This is a genomic window from Jannaschia sp. GRR-S6-38 (genome assembly GCF_029853695.1).
In the GTDB taxonomy this organism is placed as follows: Bacteria; Pseudomonadota; Alphaproteobacteria; order Rhodobacterales; family Rhodobacteraceae; genus Jannaschia; species Jannaschia ovalis.
In genome coordinates, this window is record NZ_CP122537.1 from 839,707 (window position 1) to 859,485 (window position 19,779).

Annotated in this window: 22 protein-coding genes; 15 read left to right on the plus strand and 7 right to left on the minus strand. The window is 71.0% G+C overall.

Annotated elements, in window-relative coordinates:
- Window positions 1–157 precede the first annotated feature (157 nt).
- The 4 genes from dps (at window position 158) to P8627_RS04315 (ending at window position 3,149) form a co-directional block, all read left to right on the plus strand.
- Window positions 158–637 (plus strand): DNA starvation/stationary phase protection protein Dps, encoded by a 480-nt coding sequence (gene dps / locus P8627_RS04300; RefSeq protein WP_279966368.1) that lies wholly within the window; start codon window positions 158–160, stop codon window positions 635–637.
- A gap of 167 nt (window positions 638–804) precedes the next feature.
- Entirely contained in the window at window positions 805–1,149 is a 345-nt protein-coding gene (locus P8627_RS04305) for a YbaB/EbfC family nucleoid-associated protein (protein ID WP_279966370.1), read from the plus strand.
- A 55-nt stretch (window positions 1,150–1,204) separates the two neighbouring features.
- Window positions 1,205–1,762 carry a recombination mediator RecR gene (recR, locus tag P8627_RS04310; protein ID WP_279967393.1) on the plus strand — a complete coding sequence of 186 codons (558 nt, stop codon included), beginning with the start codon at window positions 1,205–1,207 and terminating at the stop codon, window positions 1,760–1,762.
- 100 nt (window positions 1,763–1,862) lie between these two features.
- A complete protein-coding gene (locus tag P8627_RS04315) occupies window positions 1,863–3,149 on the plus strand; it encodes a bifunctional diguanylate cyclase/phosphodiesterase (protein ID WP_279966371.1) in 1,287 nt (428 codons plus the stop codon).
- Between the two features lie 3 nt (window positions 3,150–3,152).
- Here P8627_RS04315 and P8627_RS04320 read toward each other — a convergent pair whose 3' ends face one another.
- Window positions 3,153–3,788, minus strand: a complete 636-nt coding sequence (locus tag P8627_RS04320; RefSeq protein WP_279966372.1) for a ribonuclease T2 — start codon at window positions 3,786–3,788, stop codon at window positions 3,153–3,155.
- A 152-nt stretch (window positions 3,789–3,940) separates the two neighbouring features.
- Between P8627_RS04320 and P8627_RS04325 the strand changes: the two genes are divergently transcribed.
- The gene (locus tag P8627_RS04325; protein WP_279966373.1) at window positions 3,941–4,744 is read left to right on the plus strand and encodes a DUF1013 domain-containing protein; all 804 of its coding nucleotides are present in this window, start codon (window positions 3,941–3,943) and stop codon (window positions 4,742–4,744) included.
- Between the two features lie 213 nt (window positions 4,745–4,957).
- On the plus strand, window positions 4,958–6,433 hold the full coding sequence (locus tag P8627_RS04330; protein ID WP_279966374.1) for an alpha/beta fold hydrolase: 1,476 nt from the start codon (window positions 4,958–4,960) through the stop codon (window positions 6,431–6,433).
- Between the two features lie 123 nt (window positions 6,434–6,556).
- On the opposite strand, the gene P8627_RS04335 is transcribed toward P8627_RS04330, so the two are convergent.
- Genes P8627_RS04335 through P8627_RS04345 form a run of 3 tightly spaced genes read right to left on the minus strand, consistent with a single transcriptional unit; the run spans window position 6,557 to window position 8,039 of the window.
- Window positions 6,557–6,778 (minus strand): GNAT family N-acetyltransferase, encoded by a 222-nt coding sequence (locus tag P8627_RS04335; RefSeq protein WP_279966375.1) that lies wholly within the window; start codon window positions 6,776–6,778, stop codon window positions 6,557–6,559.
- Window positions 6,745–7,383 carry a GNAT family N-acetyltransferase gene (locus P8627_RS04340; protein WP_279966376.1) on the minus strand — a complete coding sequence of 213 codons (639 nt, stop codon included), beginning with the start codon at window positions 7,381–7,383 and terminating at the stop codon, window positions 6,745–6,747. Before P8627_RS04340 ends, P8627_RS04335 begins: the two co-directional genes overlap by 34 nt.
- Window positions 7,380–8,039 carry a GntR family transcriptional regulator gene (locus P8627_RS04345; RefSeq protein WP_279966377.1) on the minus strand — a complete coding sequence of 220 codons (660 nt, stop codon included), beginning with the start codon at window positions 8,037–8,039 and terminating at the stop codon, window positions 7,380–7,382. Before P8627_RS04345 ends, P8627_RS04340 begins: the two co-directional genes overlap by 4 nt.
- Before the next feature lie 273 nt (window positions 8,040–8,312).
- Here P8627_RS04345 and P8627_RS04350 point away from each other — a divergent pair, with 273 nt between their 5' ends.
- From P8627_RS04350 to P8627_RS04370, 5 genes are all read left to right on the plus strand, one after another.
- Window positions 8,313–9,296, plus strand: a complete 984-nt coding sequence (locus P8627_RS04350) for an ABC transporter ATP-binding protein (protein WP_279966378.1) — start codon at window positions 8,313–8,315, stop codon at window positions 9,294–9,296.
- A gap of 46 nt (window positions 9,297–9,342) precedes the next feature.
- Window positions 9,343–10,608: an ABC transporter substrate-binding protein gene (locus P8627_RS04355; RefSeq protein WP_279967394.1), complete on the plus strand. Its 1,266-nt coding sequence runs from the start codon at window positions 9,343–9,345 to the stop codon at window positions 10,606–10,608.
- 78 nt (window positions 10,609–10,686) lie between these two features.
- Window positions 10,687–11,598, plus strand: a complete 912-nt coding sequence (locus tag P8627_RS04360; RefSeq protein ID WP_279966379.1) for an ABC transporter permease — start codon at window positions 10,687–10,689, stop codon at window positions 11,596–11,598.
- Window positions 11,598–12,437 (plus strand): ABC transporter permease, encoded by an 840-nt coding sequence (locus P8627_RS04365; protein ID WP_279966381.1) that lies wholly within the window; start codon window positions 11,598–11,600, stop codon window positions 12,435–12,437. The genes P8627_RS04360 and P8627_RS04365 overlap by 1 nt, the downstream gene beginning before the upstream one ends.
- 4 nt (window positions 12,438–12,441) lie before the next feature.
- Window positions 12,442–13,125 (plus strand): aspartate/glutamate racemase family protein, encoded by a 684-nt coding sequence (locus P8627_RS04370; RefSeq protein ID WP_279966383.1) that lies wholly within the window; start codon window positions 12,442–12,444, stop codon window positions 13,123–13,125.
- 97 nt (window positions 13,126–13,222) lie between these two features.
- Here the strand turns inward: P8627_RS04370 and P8627_RS04375 are convergent, their stop codons facing one another.
- From P8627_RS04375 to ubiA, 3 genes are read right to left on the minus strand one after another with little or no spacing between them, the layout of a single operon-like run.
- The gene (locus tag P8627_RS04375) at window positions 13,223–13,546 is read right to left on the minus strand and encodes a hypothetical protein (RefSeq protein WP_279966384.1); all 324 of its coding nucleotides are present in this window, start codon (window positions 13,544–13,546) and stop codon (window positions 13,223–13,225) included.
- Complete coding sequence (locus P8627_RS04380) at window positions 13,543–15,465, minus strand: OmpA family protein (protein WP_279966385.1); 1,923 nt, start codon at window positions 15,463–15,465, stop codon at window positions 13,543–13,545. The genes P8627_RS04375 and P8627_RS04380 overlap by 4 nt, the downstream gene beginning before the upstream one ends.
- 51 nt (window positions 15,466–15,516) lie before the next feature.
- On the minus strand, window positions 15,517–16,458 hold the full coding sequence (ubiA, locus tag P8627_RS04385) for a 4-hydroxybenzoate octaprenyltransferase (protein ID WP_279966386.1): 942 nt from the start codon (window positions 16,456–16,458) through the stop codon (window positions 15,517–15,519).
- Window positions 16,459–16,470: 12 nt separating this feature from the next.
- Here ubiA and P8627_RS04390 point away from each other — a divergent pair, with 12 nt between their 5' ends.
- Genes P8627_RS04390 through P8627_RS04405 form a run of 4 tightly spaced genes read left to right on the plus strand, consistent with a single transcriptional unit; the run spans window position 16,471 to window position 19,694 of the window.
- A complete protein-coding gene (locus P8627_RS04390) occupies window positions 16,471–17,220 on the plus strand; it encodes a 16S rRNA (uracil(1498)-N(3))-methyltransferase (protein ID WP_279966387.1) in 750 nt (249 codons plus the stop codon).
- Window positions 17,217–17,762, plus strand: a complete 546-nt coding sequence (locus P8627_RS04395) for a hypothetical protein (protein WP_279966389.1) — start codon at window positions 17,217–17,219, stop codon at window positions 17,760–17,762. Before P8627_RS04390 ends, P8627_RS04395 begins: the two co-directional genes overlap by 4 nt.
- Window positions 17,759–18,271 carry a hypothetical protein gene (locus P8627_RS04400; RefSeq protein ID WP_279966390.1) on the plus strand — a complete coding sequence of 171 codons (513 nt, stop codon included), beginning with the start codon at window positions 17,759–17,761 and terminating at the stop codon, window positions 18,269–18,271. Before P8627_RS04395 ends, P8627_RS04400 begins: the two co-directional genes overlap by 4 nt.
- Window positions 18,272–18,323: 52 nt before the next feature.
- Window positions 18,324–19,694 (plus strand): glutamate--cysteine ligase, encoded by a 1,371-nt coding sequence (locus P8627_RS04405; RefSeq protein ID WP_279966391.1) that lies wholly within the window; start codon window positions 18,324–18,326, stop codon window positions 19,692–19,694.
- Window positions 19,695–19,779: the final 85 nt, after the last annotated feature.

Here is a 19,779-nt window from a genome sequence, read left to right on the forward strand (position 1 = left end):
GGAATTTCCCTCGCCCTTGGACCCTTTCGAAGCCATGCGGCGTTGTCCCCCGCAAGATCGCCCCGGGGCGGTTCGTCGCGGCGCGCCCGCGCTGGAACCGAATCGGGGGGTCGGCGTGTTCACACTCCGAACACGCACAACTACAGGAGGATTTCCCATGCCCGAGAGTTTCGTCGACGGCCTCGAGAGCCAAACCCAATCGCAGGTCATCGACCTGCTCAACGCCCGCCTGGCCGACTCGGTCGACCTGACGCTCGCGGTCAAGCAGGCCCACTGGAACATGCGCGGCCAGGGCTTCATCGGCGTCCACGAGATGCTGGATGACGTGGCCGACCGCCTGCGCGAGCATTCCGACACCATGGCCGAGCGCATCGCCGTCATGGGCGGCCATGCCAAGGGCACGACGCAGGAAGCCGCGAAAAGCACGACGCTCCCGCCCTACCCGGTCGAGCTGACCGATCTGCAGGAGCATATCGACGAGCTCGTGAAGCGCTTCAAGCATCACGGTAAACAGCTCCGCGAGGCGATCGCGGCCGCGGGCGATGCCGGCGACGACGATGTCGAGGACCTGTTCACCGAGCTCAGCCGCGAGGTCGACAAGGACGCCTGGTTCATCGGCGCCAACAAGAATCGCTGATCCACCGCGCGGACGGGCGCACCGCACCCACCGCCGCTCGCCCCCGCATCCCAGGGCCGCCCCGCCGGGCGGCCCTTTTTCGTGGCCGGCCGCCGGGCCGGACCTTTCAACCCGCCGCCCGCGTCGCTACCTCTGGGACGACGCAACGCGATCGGAGCGAGAGAGAGATGTTCAAGGGACTGGGCGGCCTCGGCGACATGGCCGGGATGATGAAGAAGGCGCAGGAGATGCAGGCCAAGGTGGGCGAGATGCAGGACGGCCTCTCCGAGATCCAGGTCCAGGGCGAAAGCGGCGCGGGCCTCGTCAAGGCCACCGCGACCGCCAAGGGCGATCTCGTGGCGCTGGATATCGACCCGTCGATCTTCAAGCCCGACGAGAAGGAGATGGTCGAGGACCTGATCCTCGCCGCGATCAAGGACGCCCAGGCCCGCGCCGCCGAACGGTCGCGCGAGGAGATGGGCAAGATGGCCGAAAGCCTGGGCCTGCCGCCGGGCATGAAGCTGCCCTTCTGAGGGCGCGGACCGACACGTGGAGGGGCATCGCGACATCGAGGCGCTAATCGACCTGATGGCGCGCCTGCCGGGTCTGGGCCCCCGCTCGGCCCGCCGCGCGGTGCTGCACCTCGTCAAGAAGCGCGACACCCAGCTGCGCCCGCTGGCGCGCCTGATGGAGGAGGTGGGCCGCACCGTCCGCTCCTGCCTGAATTGCGGCAACCTCTCCACGGGCGATGTCTGCGCCATCTGCGCCTCGGCCAAGCGGCAGAACGGCCAGATCTGCGTGGTCGAGGACGTGGCCGATCTCTGGGCGATGGAGCGTGCGCAGGTCTTCGAGGGCCGCTACCACGTGCTGGGCGGCACGCTCTCGCCGCTCGACGATATCGGGCCCGAGGATCTGCATATCCCGAAGCTGCGCGACCGTATTTCGGCGGAGGAGGTGACCGAGGTCATCCTCGCGCTCAACGCCACCGTGGACGGCCAGACTACCGCCCATTACGTCGCGCGCGAGCTGGAAGGCACCGGCGTCATCGTCAGCGGGCTGGCGCAGGGCGTGCCCGTCGGCGGCGAGCTCGACTATCTCGACGGCGGCACCCTGCGCGCCGCGCTGTCCTCGCGAAAGGCGTTCTGACGCCGATTCTCCTTTGCGGGGGCGAGGTTCTGTCGCATCACAAGGGCCAGGGGCGCCCGCGACGGGCCGCCGCCCGAGGACGGAGGATCGCAGGATCCGAATGCCCGGATGGATCGAAAGACTGACGGGCCGGACGGGGCCCAGCGCCGCGGCCGACGGCCCCGCAGCCGCGGCCGGCGCCCGGCGGCGCAGCCGCGCGGACCCGCCCTCCGGGGCCGGCGGGGCGATCGCGCTTCTCGATGTCGACGCGCTGAAGACCGTCAACGACGACGAGGATTTCGACACCGGCGACCGTCTGCTCAACGCGATGGGCGACGTGCTGCGCCGCGCCCTGCCGAAGGGCGCGGGGATGGAGCGGCTGGAAAGCGGGCGCTTTCTGCTCTGGCTGCCCGAGATGGCCCTCGCCGATGCCTCCGCGCTGGCCGACCGGCTGCGCCGCCACGCCGGGGCGGCCATCGTCGACGGGCGGCGCGGCCCGGTGGCGCGCACCCTCTCGGCGGGCGTCATCGGCAGCCTGCCCGAGGAGACCCGCTCGCGCGCGCTGCTGCATGCCGACATGGTGCTGGCCCGCGCCAAGGCGCTGGGCGGCGACCGGACCGAGACCGGGCGCGTGCCCGCCGCGCCATCGCTCGTGCCCGCGCGCGAGGCGGTCGAGGCCGCCGTGGCCCGGCGCGAGATGGAATACCACGTCCAGCCGATCGTCGATCTGCGCGACCGCCGCACGGTCGGCGTCGAGGCGCTGCTGCGCTGGACCCGCGGCGACGGCGTCGCGCTCGCCCCCGGCCAGTTCATCGACACGCTGAGCCGCATTCCCGAATCCGGCTCCGACCGCTTCGCGGAGCTGGCCCTGCAGGCCGCGCTGCCCTTCGTGACCGCACCGACGCCCTGCTACTGCGCCTTCAACATCAGCGGCGCCGTGCTCGACGGGCGTGGCTCGCCCGGCTGCCGCTGGCTGTCGATGCTGCTGGAGCACCTGCCCCCCGACCGGCTGGTGGTCGAAATCGTGGAAAGCGCCGTGATCGTGAAGCCCGACCGCGCCGCCGAGCTGATCGAGCGGCTTCGCGCGCGCGGCGTGCGCGTGGCGCTCGATGATTTCGGTACCGGCCTGTCCAATCTCGAACGGCTGCGGCAATACCCCGTCGACATCGTCAAGATCGACCGCAGCTTCGTCGATGGCGTGGGCCACGACGGCCGCGAGGAGGCGATCCTGCATTGCATCGGCGAGCTGGCCCGGACGCTGGATTTCGACGTGATCTGCGAAGGGATCGAAACCGACGCGCAGACCGATCTGCTCAGCGCGCTGGGCATCCATTTCGGGCAGGGCTATCACCTGGGCCGCCCTGCGCCCGGCCCCGACTGGGCGGCCCGCCTCGCCGCGCCCGACTGAGCCTCAGCGCAAGGGCGCGAGCCGCGCATCCGGCAGCCGGCAGTCGCGGACGACATCGGCGCCGCAATCGCGCGGCGCGAGCGTCCTGTCGAGGCAGATGCGCACCTCCTGCACCCGGCCCGCGCGGCAGGTCACCGTCAGCATGTCGGGCCCGAGCGCCGGGTTCAACTCCAGGAAGGCCTCCTCGATCACCCGGGCCGGAAGCGTCACCTCGCGGCCCAGGGCGCGCAGCGGTTCCGGCCGCGCGACCTGGCCGTAGGCGCGGCGCGACAGCGCGAAGTAATCATCCGCCGAGAGCCCCGAGCAGCGCCCGTGCTTCTTCCACTGATGCCAGGCGAGACCCGCGCTGCCCATCAGGTCGGCCATCGCCGCGGTCTGGGCGCGCGTGGCCTCCCGTCGGGGGGTGCTGCAATAGCTGGGCCAGCCGGTCTCGTATTGCGGCCAGAGCCCATGCAGCGTGAAGCCGCGAGCCGCGCCCGCGGCGCATTCCGGCGCGCCGCGCGCATCGCCTTCCAACGCGCACCAGGTGGGCGACCAGCTCAGGCTCAGCACGTAATAGTCGAAATCGCCCGCGCGCTCGCCCTCGGCCCGCAACGGATGGGTCAGGAGCAGCGTCAGAAGGCAGATCAGGCGGATCATTTGAGGTCTTTCCCCGAGGGTCGGCATTGCCTATATAGCCCGCCAAGTTCCCCGAAAGCGAGAACACGGCGCCCCCGCCGCAGCCCCTGACCCGGGCGACGGGGAAGGTCCGTCCGTAGGGGAGATGGACAGGTCCGCGAAGGAGCGACGCGATGAACAAACCGATCATGGCCAAGGCCACCGCCGTCTGGCTGGTGGATAACACGACGATCAGCTTCAAGCAGATCGGCGATTTCTGCGACCTGCACGAGCTGGAGGTCCAGGGCATCGCCGATGGCGACGTCGCGGTCGGCGTGAAGGGCTTCGACCCGATCGCCAACAACCAGCTGACGCAGGAAGAGATCGACGCGGCCGAGATGGACCCGACGCACAAGCTCAAGCTCAAGCACTACCAGGCCGCCATCGGCGAGGAAAAGCGTCGCGGGCCCCGCTACACGCCGCTGTCGAAGCGCCAGGACCGCCCCGCCTCGATCCTGTGGCTGGTGAAGTTCCACCCCGAGCTGACGGATGCGCAGATCTCCAAGCTGATCGGCACGACCAAGCCCACGATCCAGTCGATTCGCGAGCGCACGCATTGGAACATCCAGAACATCCAGCCCATCGACCCGGTGGCGCTGGGCCTGTGCAAGCAGTCCGAGCTGGATGCCGCCGTTCAGAAGGCCGCCGCCAAGAAGGCCGCCGAGGGCGCAGTCATGTCAGACGACGAACGCCGCAAGCTGGTCTCGACCGAGCAGAGCCTGGGCGCTGATCCCGACGAGCCGCGGATGCCCTCCGCGATCTCGGGGCTGGAGACCTTCTCGCTCTCGGGCAACGACGCCGATGACGAAGAGGTCAAGGACACGCGCGATCCCCGCGATGCCGAGAGCTTCTTCAACCTGCCCGAGGGCGGGGACGAAGAGAGCGAAGACAACAGCGACGATAGCGACGACGAGAGCGAAGACGACAGCGACCGCTGATCCTTGGCACGGGCGGTCTCGGGTGGGGCGAAGGATCCGTGCGCCCCACCGGGCCGCGGGCCCCCTGCCGGTCGGTGATCCGCCGGGCGACCCGTCGCCCGCCGCCCGATGCCTGCCCGCCTTGCCGCTCCACCTCGTGAACGCCTGCGCGCCTGACGGGCCGCGGCGCATGGTCGCCTCCGCCCCGCACGGTCCTCGGCTATGTCCGCCGCAATGATCCGCCGTCGCGCCATCATGCTCCTCGTCGCGGTCGCGGCCGGTCTGGTCGCGGCACTGGCCGTGCTGACCCTCGAACGGCAGCGCGCCGACCTCGTCGTCGAGACCCGCTCGCTGGCCGAATCCCCGGCCACCATCTGGCGGACGCCCGATACCGACGCGGCGCCGCTCGTGGTGATCGCCCACGGCTACGCCGGATCGCGCCAGATGATGCAGGCGCTGGCGATCACCCTCGCGCGGTCGGGCTTCGTCGCGGTGACCTTCGACTTCCAAGGCCATGGCCGCCACCCCGACCCGATGAATGGCGACGTCACCTCGCTCGACGGCGCGACGGCACAGCTGGTCGCGCAGACGGTATCGGTGACGCGCGCGGCGCGGGCCTTGCCCGGCGTGGCGGGGCCGGTGGCGCTGGTCGGGCATTCGATGGCCACCGACATCGTGATCCGCGCCAGTGCCCAGATCGAGGACACCGCCGCGGTCGTCGCGATCTCGATGTATTCGGACGCGGTCGAGCCGGGCTTTCCCGAACGGCTCCTGATCCTGTCGGGCGCGCGGGAGGGCCGCCTGCGCGAGGTGGCGCTCGACCGGCTGCAGCAGCTCGACCCAGATGCTGCGGAAGGCGAGACCATCCGGGCCGGCGCGGTCGAACGGCGCGCCGTGGCCGCCCCTCTGGTCGGCCATGTGGGCGTGCTCTACAGCGCGACCACGCTGTCCGAGACGCGCGACTGGATCGCGGGCGCGATGGGGCGCCCGGCGTTCGGGCCGCTGCCAAATCCCGGGCCCTGGATCGCGGTCCTGCTCGGCGCGCTCGTCCTCCTGGCCTGGCCGCTCTCGGGGCTGCTGGGCCGGACGCCCCCACCGACGCCGCGGCCCTGGACCACCGCGCTCGTCCCGCTCGCCGCCCCGGTGCTCCCGGCGCTGGCGGCGGCCGCGCTGTTTCCCCCGAGCCTGCTCGGCCTCGGCGCCTTCGGCGCGCTCACAGCCTTCTTCGGCGTCTGGGGCGGGGTGCAGCTCGCCACGCTCTGGCGCGCCGGGCGGCGGCCGGGACCCGTGGCGGGGGCCGCGGGGCTGGCGCTTCTCCTCCTCTGGGGCCTCGTCCTCTTCGCGCCCGCGCTCGACCGCTACGGCGCGGCCTTCCTGCCCAGGGGCCCCCGGCTGGAGGTCATGGGCCTCCTGTTCCTCGGGACCGTACCCTTCTGCCTGGGCGACGCGCTTTTGACCCGCGGGCTGGGCTGGCTGCCCCGGCTGGCAGTGCGGCTGCTGCCCCTCGCGGTCCTGCTCGTCGCCATGCTCCTGTCGCCGCGCCTCGGCATCGCCTTCACCGTGCTGCCGGTCATGATCCTGTTCTGGGCCGTCTACGGGCTCGCGGCCCGCTGGCTCGTCGCCGGGCGCGGGATTTGGGCGACCGGGCTCGGGCTCGGGCTCATCCTCGCCTGGGCCATCGCTGCCAGCACCCCGCTCGTCGCCGCCTGAGATCGTCGGGGCCGGGCGGGTCGGGGGAGCGACAGCACGAACTTCCAGGCGCGGTCGGCATCGGTGCCCGTGATGGCGGTCACGCCCGAGCCAAGATCGCGCCCGAGATCGAGCCACCCACGGTCAGCCCAGCTCCAGCGTCCCCACCGCATAGATACTTTCGCCCACTTCGAGGGGAGCCCCCCGGTACATGCGGGTGGTCTCGAAGCTCGGCGCCAGGCCCAGCGCGGCGCAATGCGCCGAGAGCTCGGGCGCGAAATCCGGCACGTCGATCGCGACCTCTTCGCGCGTCTCGGGCACGACCGCGCCGATCAGGATCGCCGCCGCCTCGATATCGGCCGCCACCAGCGGCCCGATCTTGCGCCCGTCCGACAGCGCCGGATCGTCGCGAAGCCTGCGATGGCCCCGTCGCGATCCACGACGCTGGTCCGCCGCGCGGCGTCGCCCCGAAGCCACGGCGCCATGTAGGCGGGTTTCGCGCAGCCCGATGCCCGGCCCTCCCAGGCGACGAGCGCGGGGATCTCCACCGCCTCGACCGGCCGGACCCCCGCGGCCCGCGTGGAGGCAATCCGGCCGACCCAGCGCGTCGTGCCCGTCGAGGCCACGAAGCCCGAGGCCGCATAGTTCGCCTGCTGCGCGGGCACGGCATCGAGTCCGATCGTCCGGTCCCCCGCGTGGCGGATCGCGTGACGCCAGAGCGCGTGGCCGATTCCGCGGCCGCGGAATTCGGGGCGGACGAGGTAGAGCCCGAGAAACGCGTAGGCCGGGCCGTGATTGACGACGGAAATGGCGGCCACGGGTTCGCCCTCCGCCTCGGTCAGGAAGAACCCCTCGGGATCGGCGGCCTGGAACGCGGCGGCATCGGTCAGGCCGGGGTTCCAGCCCTCCGCCGCGGCCCAGTCCAGGACGCGCTCCAGATCCGCCCGGCCCGCGCGGCGATGCCGGATCACGGGGCGAAGGCCTCGCGCAGCGAGACCGTCTCCTCGGCGGGCTCGCGCAGGTCCAGAAGCGACAGCAGGTCCAGCAGGTGACCCTTCATGAGCTCCTCCGCCGTGGCGGCGTCGTTGCGCTCCATGGCGTCCAGGAGGGCGTGATGCGCGTGGCTCTCGCACATGGCGCTCTGGCGCCGCCAGTAGAGCGCGATGATCAGCGAGGAGCGCGAGACGAGCTGCCGGATGAAGGCCTCGATCGTCGTCTGGTCCGCGATCCGCGCGATCTCTATGTGGAAGCGTCCAGACAGCATCAGCGCGCGGCCCGCCTGCCCCGCGTCCAGCGCGGCATGCTCGTCGGCCAGATGCGCCTCCAGCCGGGCGATGTCGGCCGCCGTCGCCCGTTCGGCGGCGGCCCGCGCGGTCGAGGGCTCCAGCAGGGCGCGCGCCTCGAAGACCTCGCGCGCCTCGCGCACGGAGGGCTTGGCGACGAAAGCACCGCGGTTGCGCTCGATCCGGACGAGCCCGTAATCGGCGAGGCTGCGCAGCGCCTGCCGCGCCACGGTGCGCCCGACGCCGAAGACCTCGGCCACCTCCTCCTCGGAGAGCTTCATGCCCGGCCGGACGCGATGCTCGTGGATCGCCTCGATCAGCTGGACGGCGATCGGGTCGGTCATGGCCGGGGGCGATGGGGGCGCGGTCAGGTCGGTCAAGGCGGTACTCCTCGCGCCCGCTTTGCCAGAGCGCGGGATGCGCGACAACAGGGCCGCGACATGCCGCGGGACACGCCGCTGGATCGTATACAATCTCTGCCGGGATTCGCGACATCGGTGCCCCGTTTCGCGGAAAGATTCATCACTCCCGCGCCGGCGCCCGGCGGCGACGCGCGAGAGTCTCGCCTGTAGCCCCGGGCGGGGGCCAAGGCTGGTTCGACAGCACCCGGAGGCGCCATGCGGTCCGATCTCGATCTGGAACTGGTCAAGCTGACCAAGCGCTACGGCGATACGGTCGCGGTGGACGGGATCGACCACCTTTTCCACGCGGGCACCTATGCCTGCCTTCTCGGGCCCTCCGGCTGCGGCAAGTCCTCGACCCTGCGGATGATCGCCGGCCACGAGGGGGTCAGCGCGGGCAGCGTGGTCCTGGGCGGGCGCGATGTCTCTCAGCTGCCGCCCGCCAAACGCGGAACGGCGATGATGTTCCAGTCCTACGCGCTCTTCCCGCATCTCTCGGTGGCCGACAACGTGGCCTTCAGCCTACGCATGAAAGGCGTCGACGCCGCCGCCCGCAAGGCGCGCGCGCTGGAGATGCTCGATCTGGTGGACATGACCGCCCATGCCGACCGGCTGCCCGCGCAGCTCTCCGGCGGCCAGCAGCAGCGCGTCGCGCTGGCCCGCGCGCTGGTGACCGAGCCGCAGGTCCTGCTGCTCGACGAGCCGCTCTCGGCGCTCGACCCGTTCCTGCGGGTGCGGATGCGCGGCGAGCTGCGCCGCCTGCAGCGCGAGCTGGGCATCACCTTCGTCCACGTCACCCACGGCCAGGACGAGGCGCTGGCGCTCGCCGACGAGATCGTCGTGATGAACAACGCGGTGATCGAACAGGCCGGCCCCACCCGCGCGGTCTTCGACGCGCCCGCCACCGCCTTCGTCGCGCGGTTCCTCGGCTCGCATAACGTCATCGCCCTGCCGGACGGGCAATTCGCCATCCGCTCCGACGCGCTGCGCGTGACCGAGCCCGGCGCCGCCCGACTGCAGGGCCGCGTCACCGGCGTCGAGTACCAGGGCACCCATGTCGCCCTGACCGCCGCGACCGACGGCGACCAGGAGGTGACGGCCCTGCTCACCGACCAAGACTTCTTCGGCGCGCCGAAGGAACCCGGGCAGGCCATCGGCCTCGGCTGGGACGACCGCGCGGCGCATCTGCTGCGCGCCTGACGAAAGACCGACAACAACCACACAGGGGGATCCTGCCATGACCACCATCTCGAAGGTCCGCTACTCGCGGCGATCCATGCTCAAGACCGGCGCCGCCGCGATGGCGGCCACCGCGCTGCCCGCCCCGATGGTCTGGGGCCAGGAGACGAAGGACATCGTGCTGCGCCAGTTCGGCACCGGCGTGTCCAATCTCAACGACGTGGCCAACAAGGTGAAGGAAGACCTCGGCTTCACGCTCGAGATGACCGCGCTCGACAGCGACAGCGTCACACAGCGCGCCGCGACCCAGCCCGACAGCTTCGACATCGCCGATATCGAGTACTGGATCTGCAAGAAGGTCTGGCCCACCGGCAACCTGCAGGCGATGGATACCTCGCGGATCCTCAACTACGACAAGATCGTCGGCATCTTCCGTACCGGCAAGCTGAACCCGACCTCGACCATCGCGCAGGGCACCGCCCCGCACACCGTGGGCTTCGTCGAAGGCCCCGGCGGGACCGAGTTCGTGGACAACGAGTCCGGCTGGATGACGCTGATCCCGACGATCTACAACGCCGACACACTGGGCATCCGCCCCGACCTGATCGGCCGGCCGATCAACAACTGGTCCGAGCTCCTGAACCCCGAGTTCCAGGGCAAGGCCTCGATCCTCGACATCTCCTCGATCGGGATCATGGACATGGCCATGGTCTGCGAGTCGATGGGCGAGATCACCTATGCCGACAAGGGCAACATGACCCGCGACGAGATCGACCGGACCATCGCGATCTTCACCGAGGCCAAGCGCAACGGCCAGTTCCGCGCCTTCTGGAAGACCTTCGACGAGAGCGTGAACCTGATGGCCTCCGGCGAGGTCGTGATCCAGTCCATGTGGTCGCCCGCGATCACCGCGGTGAAGTCGCGCGGCATCCCCTGCGTCTACCAGCCGCTGGAGGAGGGCTACCGCTCCTGGGGCGGCGGCCTCGGCCTGTCCTCGAACCTCTCGGGCATGGAGCTCGACGCGGCCTACGACTACATCAACTGGTATCTCGCCGGCTGGGTCGGCGGCTACCTGATGCGGCAGGGCTACTACTCGGCGGTGCCCGAGACGTCGAAGGCCTTCATGACCGAGAACGAGTGGGGCTACTGGTTCGAGGGCAAGCCCGCCACCGACGTCATCACCTCGCCCACCGGCGACGTGCTGGCCCAAGCGGGCGAGACCCGCGACGGCGGCTCCTTCGAGGAGCGGATGGGCGCAGTCGCCTGCTGGAACGCCGTGATGGACGAGAACCAGTACATGGTCCGCAAGTGGAACGAGTTCATCGCCGCCTGACGCCCTGACGTCCTGACATCCGCGCGCGCGGCCCGGGGACACGGGCCGCGCGCGTCATCGCCTTGATCCGGGGACCCGATGACCGACCAGACCCTCACCGCCGCCGAGCCGGCCCCCGCCGCCGCGCCCCGCCGCCGCGCGCCGGGCCGCCACCTGGCGGGCTGGCTTCTGGCCCTGCCGCTCGCGACGGTGCTGGGGCTATTCCTCGTGCTGCCCATCATCATGATCGTGATCGTCAGCTTCTGGGGCGCGACCGAGTTCTCGATCTACCCGGCCTTCGAGTTCGACAATTACGCCTTCCTCATCGGCTCGGACGTGACCTATCGCGTCTTTGGCAACACCATCAAATACGCGCTGATCACCTGGGCCTTCACCCTGCTGATCGGCTTCACCGTGGCCTATTTCCTGGCCTTCCACGTGCGCAGCCTCACCTGGCAGATCGCGCTGTTCCTGCTCTGCACGATCCCGTTCTGGACCTCGAACATCATCCGCATGATCTCGTGGATCCCGTTTCTCGGGCGCGAGGGGCTGGCCAATTCGGCGCTCCTGTCCTGGGGGGTGATCGACCGGCCGCTCGACTGGCTCCTGTTTTCGGATTTCAGCGTGATCCTGGCCTTCGTCCATCTCTACACGCTTTTCATGGTCGTCCCGATCTTCAACACGATGATGCGGATCGACCGGTCGCTGATCGAGGCGGCGGTGGATGCGGGCGCGACGGGCTGGCAGGTGGTCTGGCACGTGATCGTGCCGCTGACGAAGCCCGGCATCATGATCGGCACGATCTTCGTGGTGACGCTGGTGATGGGCGACTTCATCACCGTGCGCTTCATGTCGGGCTCGCAGGCCGCCAATGTCGGACGGCTGATCTCCAACGACATCGCGCTGCTGCAATACCCCTCGGCCTCGGCCACGGCGGTGATCCTGCTCGTCACGGTGCTGATGGTGATCGGCATCCTCTTGCGCTTCGTCGACATCCGGAAGGAACTCTGATGGACCGCCGCCCCCGCAGCTTCTACGTCCTCGCCGCCTTTTTCGGGCTGTTTCTCGTGTTCCTCTACGGGCCGACCTTCACCATCGCGATCCTGTCCTTCCAGGGCCCGCAGGGCGGCCTGACCTTCCCGATGCGCGGCACCTCCCTGCACTGGTTCCGCGAGCTCTTCGAGCAGCAGGCCGTCGGCGATATCTGGGGCAGCTTCCGCCGCTCGCTGGTGCTGGGGCTGATGGTGATGGTCACCACCATCGTCGTCTCGGTGATGGGCGGGCTCGCCTTCCGCAAGCGCTTTGCGGGCTCGGGGGTGCTCTTCTACCTGATCGTGACGGCGCTGGTGATCCCGTCGATCCTGGTCTCGCTCGGTGTCGGGCTGATCTTCGGGCAGGCGGGTCTGCCGGTCCACTGGTCGACCTCCGGCTTCGGCGCGCAGCTGACCTGGACGCTGCCCTTCGGCCTTCTGATCATGTTCGCTGTCTTCAACCGCTTCGACCCCGCCTACGAGGAAGCCGCCCGCGACCTGGGCGCGAGCGGCTGGCAGACGATCCGCCATGTCGTCCTGCCGATCATCGCGCCCTCTCTGATCGGCGTCGCGCTGTTCGGCTTCACGCTCAGCTACGACGAATTCGCCCGCACCCTGCTGACCGCCGGCAGCTACAACACCCTGCCGCTCGAGATCTTCGGCATGACGACCAACGTGACGACCCCCGTCATCTTCGCGCTCGGCACGCTCACGACCGTCTTCTCGTTCCTGGTGATCGGGATCTTCCTGCTGATCGTCTGGACCATGGGGCGCCGCCGGGCGCGGGCGGGCTCGGATGCCGGGAAGGGGATGGTCTGACCCCGTGCCCGTCATCCTGATCAACCCCAACAGCACCGCGGCGATGACCGCCACCATGCTGGCCGCCGCCCGGGCCGCCGCGCCCGGTCTTCCGATCGAGGGCTGGACCTCGCGGGACGGCCCGCCCGCGATCCAGGGCGAGGCCGACGGTGCCGTCGCCGCCGGCCCGCTCCTCGATCTGGTGGAGCGCGCGGACCGGCAGGGCGCGGAGGCCATCGTGATCGGCTGTTTCGACGACACCGCCCTGCCCGAGGCCCGGGCCCGGGCGTCCTGCCCCGTGATCGGCATCGGGCAGGCGGCGTTCCATTACGCCGCGCTGCGTGGCCGGCGCTTCAGCGTGGTCACCAGCCTGCCCGTCGCCGTGCCGATCATCGAGGCCAACATCGCCGCCTACGGCCTCTCCGCCGCCCTGGCGCGGGTGCGGGCCTCGGACGTGCCCGTCCTCGCGCTCGAAGAGGATCCCGACGCCGCGCTGGTCGCGATCCGCGCCGAGGCGCGGGCGGCCGTGGCGGAGGATGGCGCGGAGACGATCGTCCTCGGCTGCGCGGGCATGGCGCGCATCACCGCCGAGCTGCGTCGGTCGCTGGAGGTGCCCGTCATCGACGCGGTCGAGGCGGCGGCGGGCTGTGCATTCTGGCTCACCGCCGGGGCCGCAATCCGCGCGACAGGCCCCGCCTCGATCGGCTGATCGGGCCGCAGCCTCGGGCCCGGTGACAACTTCACGGAGTGACGCTGGCCGGTCGCGCGCGATCCGACGGGACGGCCGTCGGGGTCACGCGCCCGCCTCAGGCGTTCAGGCTCTCGATATAGCCGCGCAGCTCGCTGGCTTCCTGCCGGGCCTCGCGCAGGCCGTCCATCGTGGCCTTCAGCTCGGCCTCGGCCTGGTGCAGCTTGGTCGACAGCTCCTGCTCGCGATATTGCAGATAGGTGATCGCCTCGTCGCGGGCCTCCTCGGCATCATGCAGCGACTGGGCCATGTCCTCCAGCTCGGCCATGTCCGAGGTGGTCACCCGGCTGAAGCGATAGACCAGCCAGGAGGCGAACCAGCCCAGCGCGAAGGCCACGAACAGGATGACCGCGATGGCGATGACGAATTCGGTGCGGTTCATTCGGTGGCCTCTTCGCTTTCGGCGGCGGCGTCGTCGCCGGGCTCGCTGTCGCCGCCCGCGGGGACGGCCGGTTGCGCACTTGCCTCGCCGCCATCCGACCCGAGCAGGGTGAAGGTGATCCGGCGGTTGGCCTCGCGGCCTTCCTCGGTGTCGTTATCGGCGATGGGCTGCGTCTCGCCGTAGCCAACCGCGATCAGCTGCGAGGGCGAGGCGCCGCGCACCAGAAGCGCGGCGCGCACCGCCTCCGCGCGCTCCTGACTCAGCGCCTCGTTCATCTCCTCGCGGCCCTGGCTGTCGGTATGCCCGCCGATCTCGAAGGCCGCGCGCTCGCAGTCCTTAAGCGTCTCGGTCAGGCGGCCCAGCTGCCCCTCGCCCGCCGCCTCGATCACCGCCTCGCCCGGCGCGAAGGTCAGCTTCTGCTCGACGAGGATGGCGTTGAGCCGGGTCTCGCATTCCTCCGGCGTGGGGATGTTCAGAAGCGGGTCCAGTTCCTCGCGATACTCGACCTCGATGCGGTACTCGGCCTCCGCGCCCAGCTTGTCGGACAGGAGGCCCGACAGCGTCGCCTCGGCGCGGGTGCTGCCGGTCAGGCCGCGCACGGTCAGGATGTCGGGGCGCACAACGGCCACGCCGCTCTCCAGCCGCGACAGCGCCTCCAGCGCGGCCAGCACCCGGGTGGGCCAGCCCTGCGGCACGTTCGGATCCTCGCGCGTGGCGATATAGGTCTCCTGCACGCCGAACAGCGCGCGGCCATAGCTCAGCACCGCCTGCTGCTGGGCCGCGTCATAGAGCCGGCCGCGCAGCTGCACCTGCCCCTCGGGCGAAAGCGTGGCGGTGAATTCCGGGGTCGCCCCCTGCGAAGCGGCGTCGGGCTCGGCCCCGGCGGGCAGCACGGCGCTTAACGCGAAGATCTCGGGCAGCGCGGTGTCCAGCTCGGCGGTCACCCGCTCGAACAGCTCGGGCGAGGTGCCCTCAAGCGCGATCAGCGAGACATCGGCATCAGACAGCGTCAGCGTGCCGCCGCCCAGCGCGTCCAGCGCGGCGATGCCCTCGGCTACGGCCGCGCCCCAGGAGGCGGAGGGCACGCCCAGCCCGATCTCGCAATCGGCCTTGCCGGTGAAGCCCGCGGCCGAGGCGGCGGTCAGCACCCGGGCGCGCGCGGCCTCGCTGTCGACGGCGCAGGCCTCGAATCGCGGGGCGCCGTCGGCGGGCAGGATGAAGCGCAGCGTGAAGGGCGTGATGACCGGGCGCGGCGCCGCGATGTCGAGCGCCAGCGCCACGTCCCGCGGCCGCCGCCGCGCCAGTTCGGTTTCCAGCTGTGCCTTCTGCTCGGCGCTGTCGGCCACGGCGGTCACCGTGACGCGCCCCGGCTCGACGGTGATCTTCGACCGCGGCAGCCGTTCCAGCGCCGAGACGGCGAAGCGCAGCGACGCCTCCCAGGCGGGCGGCACCGGGTAGTCGGCGCTCTCGACCATGTTGGTGACCGGCAGCGCGGCCTCCTCGGAGAGCCCGTCCAGAAGACCCGCCAGCATTTCGGCACCCCCGGCGCCGGGCACCAGGCCGATCGCCGAGACGCCCGCCTCGTTGCGCAGCACCTCCAGCGAGAAGCGCGCGGCGCGGACGGGGGCCGAGGCCTCGACCTCCATCGCGTCGATGATGCGGCGCGGGTCGACCACGTCGCCCGCCCGCGTCACCGCGCGCAGCCGCGCCGGCTCGCTGGGCGCCGTCCCGGTCAGGATCAGCTGCAGCCCGTCGGTCTCGACCCCGGCCCAGTCCAGCTGATTCTCGGTCAGGATCTCGGTCACCGCGGCCCGCGAGCTGGCCTCGATATGGGCCGCCCCGAACCAGGCCGCTCCGGCGGCCCCGGCGGCGGCCAGCGCGAAGGCGGCGAGGGTTGCGATTGTCTTCTTGCGGCTCATGCGTGCCCCGTTCTGTCGCGCCTGATTAGACCCGCGGCGGGCGAGGGGCAATCAAAGCGCCGCGGCAACGGCAAGAAACGGCAGGAGGATCAGGCCGGTCTCGCGATTGGCGCGAAACAGACGCAGGCAGGTCGCCGGATCGTCGATCTCGAGCCGCGACAGCTGCCAGGCCATGTGCCAGCCCATCGCCCAGACCCCGAGAAGCGCCACCATCGCGGGCAAAGGCGGCAGCGCCGTCAGCACCGCCGCCGCCGCCAGCGCCACCGTCGCCGCCGCGAAGCCGCGCAGCCAGGGGCGCGGGCGGTCGCCGAAGCGCCGGGCGGTGGATTTCACCCCGATCAGCGCGTCGTCCTCGACATCCTGGTAGGCGTAGATCGTGTCGTAGAACAGCGTCCAGGCGATCCCGCCCAGATACAGAAGGACCGGCGGCCAGCCGAGGCTGCCGGTATGCGCCGCCCAGGCCAGCAGCGCGCCCCAGTTGAAGGCGAGCCCCAGGAAGACCTGCGGCCACCAGGTGAAGCGCTTGGCGAAGGGATAGACCGCGACCGGCAGCAGCGACAGAACCCCCAGCGCGATGGCCGTCGGGTGGAAGGTCAAAAGGATCACGAAGCTGACGAGCGCCTGCGCCACCATCCAGACCAGCGCGCCGCGCACCGACACCTGCCCCGACGGGATCGGCCGCGACCGGGTGCGCGCGACCGCGCCGTCGATGTCGCGGTCGCTCACGTCGTTCCAGGTGCAGCCCGCGCCGCGCATCAGGAAGGCGCCGATCGCGCAGCCCGCCGCGATCCAGATATCCGCGGGCCGGAAGCCCGTCGCCGCCACCGCCAGCAGCAGCCCCCACCAGCAGGGGAGCAGCAACAGCCAGGTCCCGATCGGCCGATCCGCCCGGCTCAGCCGCAGGAAGGGCCGCGCGGGCGTTGGCGCCAGCCGGTCGACCCAGTTGCCCTTGACGGCATCGGCCACCTGCCCTTGATCGGTCGTGTCGCTCATGGAGGTCCTCAGGTGGACAGCAAGGTCAGGCTGCACATAGCCGGTCCGCTCGGGGCGGGGCAATCCGCCCCCCTGTCGCGGGACCAGGCGCATTACCTCTCGGGCGTGATGCGGCTGGGCCCGGGCGACACGCTGACCGTCTTCGACGGCCGCTCCGGGGCGTGGCGCGCGCGGATCGAGGCGGCGGGCAAGCGCGGCGGTACGCTGGTTCTCGAGGCGCAGGTCGCGCCGCAGCGCGATCCGCCGGATCTCTGGCTCCTCTTCGCGCCGATCAAGAAGGCGCGCACCGATTTCATCGTCGAGAAGGCGACCGAGCTGGGCGCGGCCCAGATCCTGCCGGTCGCGACCGAATACACCAATTCCGAGCGCATCCGCCGCGACCGCCTGCAAGCCCATGCCGTCGAGGCGGCCGAGCAATGCGGCGGCACCTTCGTCCCCGAGGTGGCCGAGATCGCGCCGCTCGCCCGCCTTCTGGACCGCTGGCCCGAAGACCGGGCGCTGGTTTTCTGCGACGAAACCCTGTCCGACGACCCGCTCTGGGCCGAGGACGGCACCCCCGGCGCCTGGCCCGCCGCGCCCGCCGCGGTGCTGATCGGACCCGAAGGCGGCTTCTCTCCGGCCGAGCGTGCGCGGCTGCGGGGGCTCGACTTCGCCGTGCCAGTGGCGCTAGGCCCGCGGATCCTGCGCGCCGACACGGCTGCAGTGTCCGCGCTGACCCTCTGGCAGGCAGCGCGCGGCGATTGGAAAGGAAAAACCGAATGAGACCGGATATCGAAAAGACGCTGGCGGCCATTCCGCAGATGGACGCAGACCGCATCGCGCGGCTGCGGGCCCGGGCGGAGGAATGGGCGGACTCGGACGATCCCGACCGCCAAGAAGCGGGGCGCGCCGTCGGGGAGGCCATCGATTCCCACACGGTCGACGCGACCGAGGCGGAAAGCTCGCGCCTCGACCGCCTGGCCGAGACCGGGCTGGAACCCCGCGTCGCGGTGGCCTTCGGCACGCTGCCGCCGACCGATGGCGAGTCGCTGATCCTGCGGGCCGTGCTGAACCGTCCGGGCGAGAGCCCGCGCGACCTGAGCGCGGCGATCGGCGCGAAGGACCAGGCCTGGCGCACGCGATTCGAGACGATGTGCGAGCGCCGCAAGGAATGGCTCGGCGCGCCGCCGGCATCCGACGCGGAGGGCGACAGCCCGTCCTGGGCGGCGCTCATGTGCGATTTCGGCCCCGAGGATGCGACCGTCACGATGAAGCCCGAGGCGGCCTCGGCCCTCGCACGCCTGGGCATTCGGGCGCGGGCTTGATCCGACCCGAGGCCGCCGCCCGCCTGCGCCGTTGGCGCGAGGCCATCGCCGGCGCGGTCGCGCTGGCGGCGGGCCTCTGGCTTCTGCTGACCTCGGGCGGGCTGCCCTTCCTCTTCGGGCTGGCCCTGCTGCCCCTGGGCGCGGTCCTCGCGCTCTCGGGCATCCGCCACGCGCGGTTTCGCAGCGAGGCCGAGGCGCCGGGCATCGTCGAGGTCGACGAGGGCCGCATCACCTATCTCGGCCCGGTCCTGGGCGGCAGCATCGCGCTCGACGAACTCGACGAGCTGGCCTTCCGCCGCGCCGCGACCGGCGAGGCGTTCTGGCGTCTCGCCCCCGCCGCGGGCCCGCCGGTCTGGATCCCCGAGGGCGCGCGCGGGGCCGAGACGCTTCTCGACGCGCTGGCGCCGCTGCCCGGGCTCGACGCGGGCGCGATGGTGCGCGCCGTGCAGGACCGCACACCTGGCCTCCGCGTGGTCTGGCGCCGCACGCCCCTGCGCGCCTTGACTTGACCGCCCCCCGCGCTCAGTCCTCGGCTTCGACACGAAGGAAAGGCCCAGCCCCATGTCCATCCCCCAGTCCGGCGGCGGGCCCATCACCGATCATGCGCAGCTGGCGGGCTACCTGGAATCGGGCTGCAAGCCCAAGGCCGACTGGCGTATCGGCACCGAGCACGAGAAGTTCGGCTACAACGCGGAGACGCTCGCCCCCCTGCCCTATGAGGGCCCCTGCTCGATCCGCGCGATGCTGGAAGGGCTGCGCGACCGCTTCGCCTGGTCGCCCGTCACCGAGGGCGCCCACCTGATCGGGCTGGAAAAGGCCGGCGCCAACATCTCGCTCGAACCGGGCGGCCAGCTCGAACTGTCGGGCGCGCCGCTCGAGACGATCCACCAGACCTGCGACGAGGTGAACGACCACCTGCGCGAGGTGCACGAGGTCGCCGACACGATCGGCGCGCGCTTCATCGGGCTGGGCGCCGCGCCGGTCTGGCGGCACGAGGACATGCCGCTGATGCCGAAGGGCCGCTACAAGCTGATGGACGCCTACATGGACAAGGTGGGCAGCATGGGAAAGACCATGATGCGGCGCACCTGCACCGTGCAGGTCAATCTCGACTTCGCCTCCGAGGCGGACATGGTCCAGAAGCTGCGCGTCGCCATGGCGCTGCAATCGGTGGCCACCGCGCTTTTCGCCAATTCGCCCTTCCTCGACGGCCGTCCCAACGGTCACAAGAGCTGGCGCGCGCGGGTCTGGCGCGACCTCGACGCGGCACGCACCGGCATCCCCGAGTTCGTCTTCGAGGACGGCATGGGCTTCGAGCGCTGGGTCGATTACGCGCTCGATGTGCCGATGTATTTCGTCTACCGCGACGGCGAATATGTCGATGCGCTGGGCCAGTCCTTCCGCGACTTCCTGAAGGGCGAGCTGCCCGCCCTGCCCGGCGAGAAGCCCACGCTCTCGGATTGGGCCGACCACCTGACGACGCTGTTCCCCGAGGCACGGATCAAGAAATACATGGAGATGCGAGGCGCCGATGGCGGCCCGTGGCGCCGGCTCTGTGCCCTGCCGGCCTTCTGGGTCGGGCTTATGTACGACCAGGCCTCGCTCGACGCCGCCTGGGACCTCGCGAAGGGCTGGGACCAGGAGACGCGGCTGGGCCTGCGCGTCGCGGCCTCCGAGGCGGGGCTGCAAGCCGAGGCGGGCGGCGTGAAGATGCACGATCTGGCCCGCGAATGCGTGGCCATCGCCGAAGCCGGGCTGAAGGCCCGCGCCCGCGCCGGGTCGGGCGGGCTGGTGCCCGACGAGACGCATTTCCTCAACGCGCTCAAGGACTCGGTCGAGACGGGGCGCGTCCCGGCCGACGAGCTCCTGGACGACTATCACGGCCCCTGGCAGGGCGACCTGAGCCGGATCTACGCCGAACGCAGCTACTGAGCCGCGGGGCACCGGCCGGCTGCCGCGCCGGGACTCCCTCGCGGCGACCCGGGATCGCCTGCTAGGCTGTCGCCCTGTTCGACAA

Excerpts from the sequence above, each read along its gene's own strand:
- P8627_RS04380 (WP_279966385.1), bottom strand. The coding sequence starts at position 15,465 with ATGAGCCGCAAGAAGACAATCGCAACCCTCGCCGCCTTCGCGCTGGCC.
- P8627_RS04375 (WP_279966384.1), bottom strand. The coding sequence starts at position 13,546 with ATGAACCGCACCGAATTCGTCATCGCCATCGCGGTCATCCTGTTCGTG.
- P8627_RS04350 (WP_279966378.1), top strand. The coding sequence starts at position 8,313 with ATGCGGTCCGATCTCGATCTGGAACTGGTCAAGCTGACCAAGCGCTAC.
- P8627_RS04315 (WP_279966371.1), top strand. The coding sequence starts at position 1,863 with ATGCCCGGATGGATCGAAAGACTGACGGGCCGGACGGGGCCCAGCGCC.
- P8627_RS04360 (WP_279966379.1), top strand. The coding sequence starts at position 10,687 with ATGACCGACCAGACCCTCACCGCCGCCGAGCCGGCCCCCGCCGCCGCG.
- P8627_RS04320 (WP_279966372.1), bottom strand. The coding sequence starts at position 3,788 with ATGATCCGCCTGATCTGCCTTCTGACGCTGCTCCTGACCCATCCGTTG.
- P8627_RS04365 (WP_279966381.1), top strand. The coding sequence starts at position 11,598 with ATGGACCGCCGCCCCCGCAGCTTCTACGTCCTCGCCGCCTTTTTCGGG.
- P8627_RS04395 (WP_279966389.1), top strand. The coding sequence starts at position 17,217 with ATGAGACCGGATATCGAAAAGACGCTGGCGGCCATTCCGCAGATGGAC.
- P8627_RS04330 (WP_279966374.1), top strand. The coding sequence starts at position 4,958 with ATGATCCGCCGTCGCGCCATCATGCTCCTCGTCGCGGTCGCGGCCGGT.
- P8627_RS04405 (WP_279966391.1), top strand. The coding sequence starts at position 18,324 with ATGTCCATCCCCCAGTCCGGCGGCGGGCCCATCACCGATCATGCGCAG.
- ubiA (WP_279966386.1), bottom strand. The coding sequence starts at position 16,458 with ATGAGCGACACGACCGATCAAGGGCAGGTGGCCGATGCCGTCAAGGGC.
- P8627_RS04345 (WP_279966377.1), bottom strand. The coding sequence starts at position 8,039 with ATGACCGACCCGATCGCCGTCCAGCTGATCGAGGCGATCCACGAGCAT.
- P8627_RS04305 (WP_279966370.1), top strand. The coding sequence starts at position 805 with ATGTTCAAGGGACTGGGCGGCCTCGGCGACATGGCCGGGATGATGAAG.
- recR (WP_279967393.1), top strand. The coding sequence starts at position 1,205 with ATGGCGCGCCTGCCGGGTCTGGGCCCCCGCTCGGCCCGCCGCGCGGTG.
- dps (WP_279966368.1), top strand. The coding sequence starts at position 158 with ATGCCCGAGAGTTTCGTCGACGGCCTCGAGAGCCAAACCCAATCGCAG.
- P8627_RS04325 (WP_279966373.1), top strand. The coding sequence starts at position 3,941 with ATGAACAAACCGATCATGGCCAAGGCCACCGCCGTCTGGCTGGTGGAT.